Here is a 4,497-nt window from a genome sequence, read left to right as displayed (position 1 = left end):
CCCTCGTACTGACCGTGCGCGACACCGGCGCGGGCCTCTCCGCAACGCCGGCCGACGGCACGCATTTCGGCCTGGAGCACGTGCGCCAGCGCCTGGCCACGCTGTACGGCGAGGCCGCATCGCTGACGCTGGCAGGCGCGGCCGATGCCGATGGCGGCACGCTCGCCACCGTTCGACTGCCCTGGAGCCCGACCGCATGAACATCACCGGAATGCAGGCCACTGCGCTGATCGCCGAGGACGAGCCGCTGCTCGCCGCGAACCTGAAGGCCGAGCTGCGGGCGCTATGGCCGGCGTTGAACATCGTCGCCAGCGTCACGCATGGCGAAGCCGCGGTGCAGCAGGCGCTGGCGCTGCGGCCGCAACTGCTGTTCCTCGACATCCGCATGCCCGGCATGACCGGGCTGGAAGCCGCACAGGCCATCGCCGAAGACTGGCCGGACGACGGCAGGCCGCTGCCGGCGCTGGTGTTCGTGACGGCCTACGACGAGTACGCGCTGCAGGCCTTCGAGCAGGCCGCGGTCGACTATGTGCTGAAACCGGTGCAGCCGGCCCGCCTGGCGCAGACCTGCACGCGGGTGCAGGCCGTGCTGGCGCAGCGGGCCTCAGGCGGTGGCGGCGCGATCGACGCCGCGATCGACCAGCTGCGCCAGTTGCTCGGCAGCGGTGGGCCGACCGCACCTGCGGCGCCCACGACACCTGGCGCGCCGCTGACGGTGATCCAGGCCGCCGTCGGCAACGCGATCCACCTGGTGCCGGTGGTCGACGTGCTGTATTTCGAGGCGGCCGACAAGTACGTGCGGGTCGTCACGCTGGAGCGCGAGTACCTGGTGCGCATCTCGCTGCGCGAACTGTTGCCGCAGATCGACCTGCAGCGTTTCTGGCAGATCCACCGCGGCACCGTGGTGCGCTCGGACGCCATCGCCACCGCGCTGCGCGACGAGGCCGGCAAGGTCACGCTGACCCTGCGCGGCCACGCCGACCGGCTCGCGGTGAGCCGGCTCTACGCGCAGCTCTTCAAGCCGATGTGATCAGTGGCGGTGGCCGTCGCGGCCGTCGCGCCCACCGCGGTCGTCACGGCGACCGTCATGGTCGTGGTGGTCATGGCGCCCGTCCCAGCGCGGCACCACCACCGGCACCGGCCGCACCACCGGATACGTGTGATAGACCGGATAAGGGCGGTACACCGGGTAAGGACGATAGACCGGGCGCGGGCGATAGACCACCACCGGCGCGGGCTGCACGTAGACCGGTGCCGGCGCGTAGTAGGCCGGCTGCACGTAGACCGGCTCGGCGTAGACCGGTTGTGAATACGCGGGCTGCGAATACACCGGCCCGCTCGAGACGACGGTGGTCACCGGCGGCAGGTTGACGCCGATCGACCATTGCACATTGGCGGCATGCGCGCCTGCGGTGGCCAGCGCACCCACCAGGGCCAGCGCGGCGACGAACGGGGTCTTGCGATTCAACATCGTGAACTCCTGTGTTCCAGACACTGCGATCGCAGCGTCATGGGTCTACAACGTCACAACGTGTTCGCGCGAAGACCGGTTTCCGTGTCGATTGGTAAGCCGCAGGTTTCTGGAAGGTTAAGTTGGCCGCCAGACTCGCCTTACTGACGGGCGCGGTGCATCGCCAGTTCCAGCAGCGAGCGCAGGTCGCCGAGTTCGGTCAGCACCTCGAACGAGAAGCCGGCGCGGCCCGGCCGATCGCTCAGCAGCAGTTCGTCGAAATAGGCCGGCAGGCTGAGCGGCTTCTCCCACAAGGCGGCCAACCGATTGACGACGTGCGGGTGGCGCTGCGCCGTGCTCAGCGGCTGGTAGCGCGGCGGCAAGGATGCAAGCCATTCTTCGGCGATGCCACTGAGGCCGACATGCTGGGGCGCGCGCTTCGGTGGCGGCGGGCGGACCTGCAGGCCGAACGGCCCGTCCATCAGTGCCGATGGCGCGGTGGCCATCCAGCCGGTCTGGCTGGGCGTGAAATCGAAACCGGAGTTCACCGAACGGGGTGGTCTGTTCATGGCACCGATTGTTCGACTGCGTCCCGCCGCTGAAAAGGGCGCAGCGCCCCTCTGCTCGCGGGGGTGGATACAACCAGATACAAGACAGCGTGAGAATAATCACGACTTGCAGACGACCGGCGTGCATCCAGGGGCGGGAACTACAATGAATTCACGCTTCGCAGCCCTGCGCAGCGCCCCAACCCCTTGAATCCCCAGCCCATTTCATGAGCGACCCCCACAGCAAGGCATCGCCCGGCGAGTCCGCCGCCTCCGACGTTCGGCCGACCAATTTCCTGCGGCAGATCATCGAGCGCGACCTCGACCAGGGACGCTACGCGGGTCGCCATTTCGCTGGCTCCCCCGGTGACGCGGCCCATCAGGCCGGCGGGCCGCTCGACGCGGCGCGCATCCGCACCCGCTTCCCGCCCGAGCCGAACGGCTACCTGCACGTCGGCCACGCGAAGAGCATCTGGCTGAACTTCGGGCTGGCGCGCGACTTCGGCGGCGTGTGCCACCTGCGCTTCGACGACACCAACCCCGAGAAGGAAGAGCAGGAGTACGTCGACGCGATCATCGAGCTGGTGAAGTGGCTGGGCTTCGACTGGCGCAGCGACGTGAACGGCGCGCCGGTCGACCACCTTTTCTACGCGAGCAACTACTTCGAGTTCATGTACCGCGCGGCCGAGGCGCTGATCGGCGCCGGCCACGCGTATGTCGACGAGCAGAGCGCCGACGCGATGAAGGCCACGCGCGGCGACTTCAACACGCCCGGCACCGACAGCCCGTTCCGCAGCCGCACGCCGGCCGAGAACCTGGCGCGCTTCCGCGAGATGCGCGACGGCAAGCTGGCCGATGGCGCCGCGGTGCTGCGCGCGAAGATCGACATGGCGTCGCCGAACATCAACCTGCGCGACCCGGCGCTCTACCGCATCAAGCGCGCGACACACCACAACACCGGCGACACCTGGTGCATCTACCCGATGTACACCTATGCGCACCCGATCGAGGACGCGCTCGAGCAGATCACGCACAGCATCTGCACGCTGGAGTTCGAGGACCAGCGCCCGTTCTACGACTGGCTGCTCGACACGCTGTGCGGCCTGGGCCTGCTCGCGCAGCCGCGTCCGCACCAGCATGAGTTCGCTCGGCTGAACCTGACCTACGTGATCACCAGCAAGCGCAAGCTGAAGCAGCTGGTCGACGAGAAGCACGTCGACGGCTGGGACGACCCGCGCATGCCGACGCTGGCCGGCCTGCGCCGCCGCGGCTACACGCCGGCGGCGATCCAGCTGTTCTGCGAACGCATCGGCGTGACGCGCGACTACAGCTGGATCGACTACGGCACGCTCGAGGGCGCGCTGCGCGACGACCTGGAAGGCAAGGCGGCGCGCGCGATGACGGTGATCGATCCGGTGAAGCTGAAGCTCGTCAACTGGGCCGAGGTGTTCGGCAGCGCCGCGCACATCGAGCCCTGCCACGCACCGGCGCACCCGCACGTGCCCGAGCTCGGCCAGCGCGAATTCGGCCTCGGCCCCGAGCTGTGGATCGAGCGCGACGACTACGCCGAGACGCCGCCGAAGGGCTTCTTCCGGCTGTTCCCCGGCAACAAGGTGCGGCTGAAGTACGGCGTCATCGTCGAGTGCGTCGGCAGCGAGACCGGTGCGAACGGCGAACCGGTCGTGCTGGCGAAGGTGATCCCCGACACGAAGAGCGGCACGCCCGGGGCCGACGCGGTGAAGGTCAAGGGCACGATCACGTGGGTCGGCGTGCACGACGGCGTTCCGGCCGAGTTGCGGATCTACGACCGGCTGTTCACCGAGGCGCAACCCGATGCGGGCGGCCGCGACTACCTGACGGTGCTGAACCCGGGCAGCAAGAAGGTCGTGCAGGGCTTCGTCGAGCCGTCACTCGCGAAGGCCCAGCCGGACGACAAGTTCCAGTTCGAGCGGCATGGGTACTTCGTGGCCGACCGCATCGATTCGAAGCCGGGCAAGCTGGTCTTCAACCGCATCACCAGCCTCAAGGACAGCTGGGGAAAATGAGCGTCACTCGACGACCTTGACCCGCTGCCCCACGGCCGGGTCCTTGCCGCCGCCGTAGACGCCGTTGATCAGCTTCAGCTGCGCCTCGGCCTGCGGCAGCGGTGACTGCTTCGCCAGTTCGGCGAAGCCACCGCGCGGGAACGGCACCGACTTCAGCGTCCACGGCTTCGCCACGCTGCGATCGGCCGCGGTCAGTGCGCGGAACGAGCCTTCAGCCTCCTTCAGCCCGGCCGCGTTGCGCTGCAGCGCGGCGGCATCCTTCGACGCCTGCAGCAACACGAAGCGGTTGTTCTGCGGACCGTCCACCACCGTCGCGACGACGGCGCGCGCCTGGCCCTGCTTCGTCGTCGCGGTGCCGGTGAAGCGGCTCGCCTTCAGGCCGTTCAGCTCGAGCTTGTCGAACTTGCCCTGCGTCGGCTTGAAGACGCTGCGAACGATCTCCTCATGCGTGCTG

The 4,497-nt window shown here is 68.6% G+C and carries 4 protein-coding genes and 2 pseudogenes; 3 read left to right on the top strand and 3 right to left on the bottom strand.

Annotation, left to right across the window (positions count from 1 at the left end; translation table 11 throughout):
• Both AC1D15_RS19170 and AC1D15_RS19165 read left to right on the top strand, forming a co-directional pair.
• A pseudogene (locus AC1D15_RS19170) lies at positions 1-200 on the top strand (sensor histidine kinase); the annotation flags it as partial.
• Positions 197-1,030: a LytR/AlgR family response regulator transcription factor gene (locus tag AC1D15_RS19165; RefSeq protein ID WP_477827231.1), complete on the top strand. Its 834-nt coding sequence runs from the start codon at positions 197-199 to the stop codon at positions 1,028-1,030. The pseudogene AC1D15_RS19170 and the gene AC1D15_RS19165, both read left to right, overlap by 4 nt.
• On the opposite strand, the gene AC1D15_RS19160 is transcribed toward AC1D15_RS19165, so the two are convergent.
• Both AC1D15_RS19160 and AC1D15_RS19155 read right to left on the bottom strand, forming a co-directional pair.
• On the bottom strand, positions 1,031-1,471 hold the full coding sequence (locus AC1D15_RS19160; protein ID WP_477827230.1) for a hypothetical protein: 441 nt from the start codon (positions 1,469-1,471) through the stop codon (positions 1,031-1,033).
• Positions 1,472-1,611: 140 nt separating this feature from the next.
• Positions 1,612-2,019, bottom strand: coding sequence for a hypothetical protein (locus tag AC1D15_RS19155; RefSeq protein ID WP_477827229.1), 408 nt, complete (start codon positions 2,017-2,019; stop codon positions 1,612-1,614).
• Between the two features lie 206 nt (positions 2,020-2,225).
• On the opposite strand from AC1D15_RS19155, the gene AC1D15_RS19150 reads away from it, so the two are divergent.
• Positions 2,226-4,043: a glutamine--tRNA ligase/YqeY domain fusion protein gene (locus tag AC1D15_RS19150; RefSeq protein WP_465114622.1), complete on the top strand. Its 1,818-nt coding sequence runs from the start codon at positions 2,226-2,228 to the stop codon at positions 4,041-4,043.
• A 3-nt stretch (positions 4,044-4,046) separates the two neighbouring features.
• Here the strand turns inward: AC1D15_RS19150 and AC1D15_RS19145 are convergent.
• Positions 4,047-4,497 (bottom strand): annotated as a pseudogene (locus AC1D15_RS19145) (M48 family metalloprotease); the annotation flags it as partial.

The organism is Rhizobacter sp. P2_H2, assembly GCF_056403375.1.
The sequence above is the reverse complement of the archived record's forward strand: the minus strand, read 5'-3'. Positions and strand labels throughout refer to the sequence as shown.

Coding starts and splice junctions, on each gene's coding strand:
- AC1D15_RS19165 (WP_477827231.1), top strand. CDS start 197: ATGAACATCACCGGAATGCAGGCCACTGCGCTGATCGCCGAGGACGAG.
- AC1D15_RS19160 (WP_477827230.1), bottom strand. CDS start 1,471: ATGTTGAATCGCAAGACCCCGTTCGTCGCCGCGCTGGCCCTGGTGGGT.
- AC1D15_RS19155 (WP_477827229.1), bottom strand. CDS start 2,019: ATGAACAGACCACCCCGTTCGGTGAACTCCGGTTTCGATTTCACGCCC.
- AC1D15_RS19150 (WP_465114622.1), top strand. CDS start 2,226: ATGAGCGACCCCCACAGCAAGGCATCGCCCGGCGAGTCCGCCGCCTCC.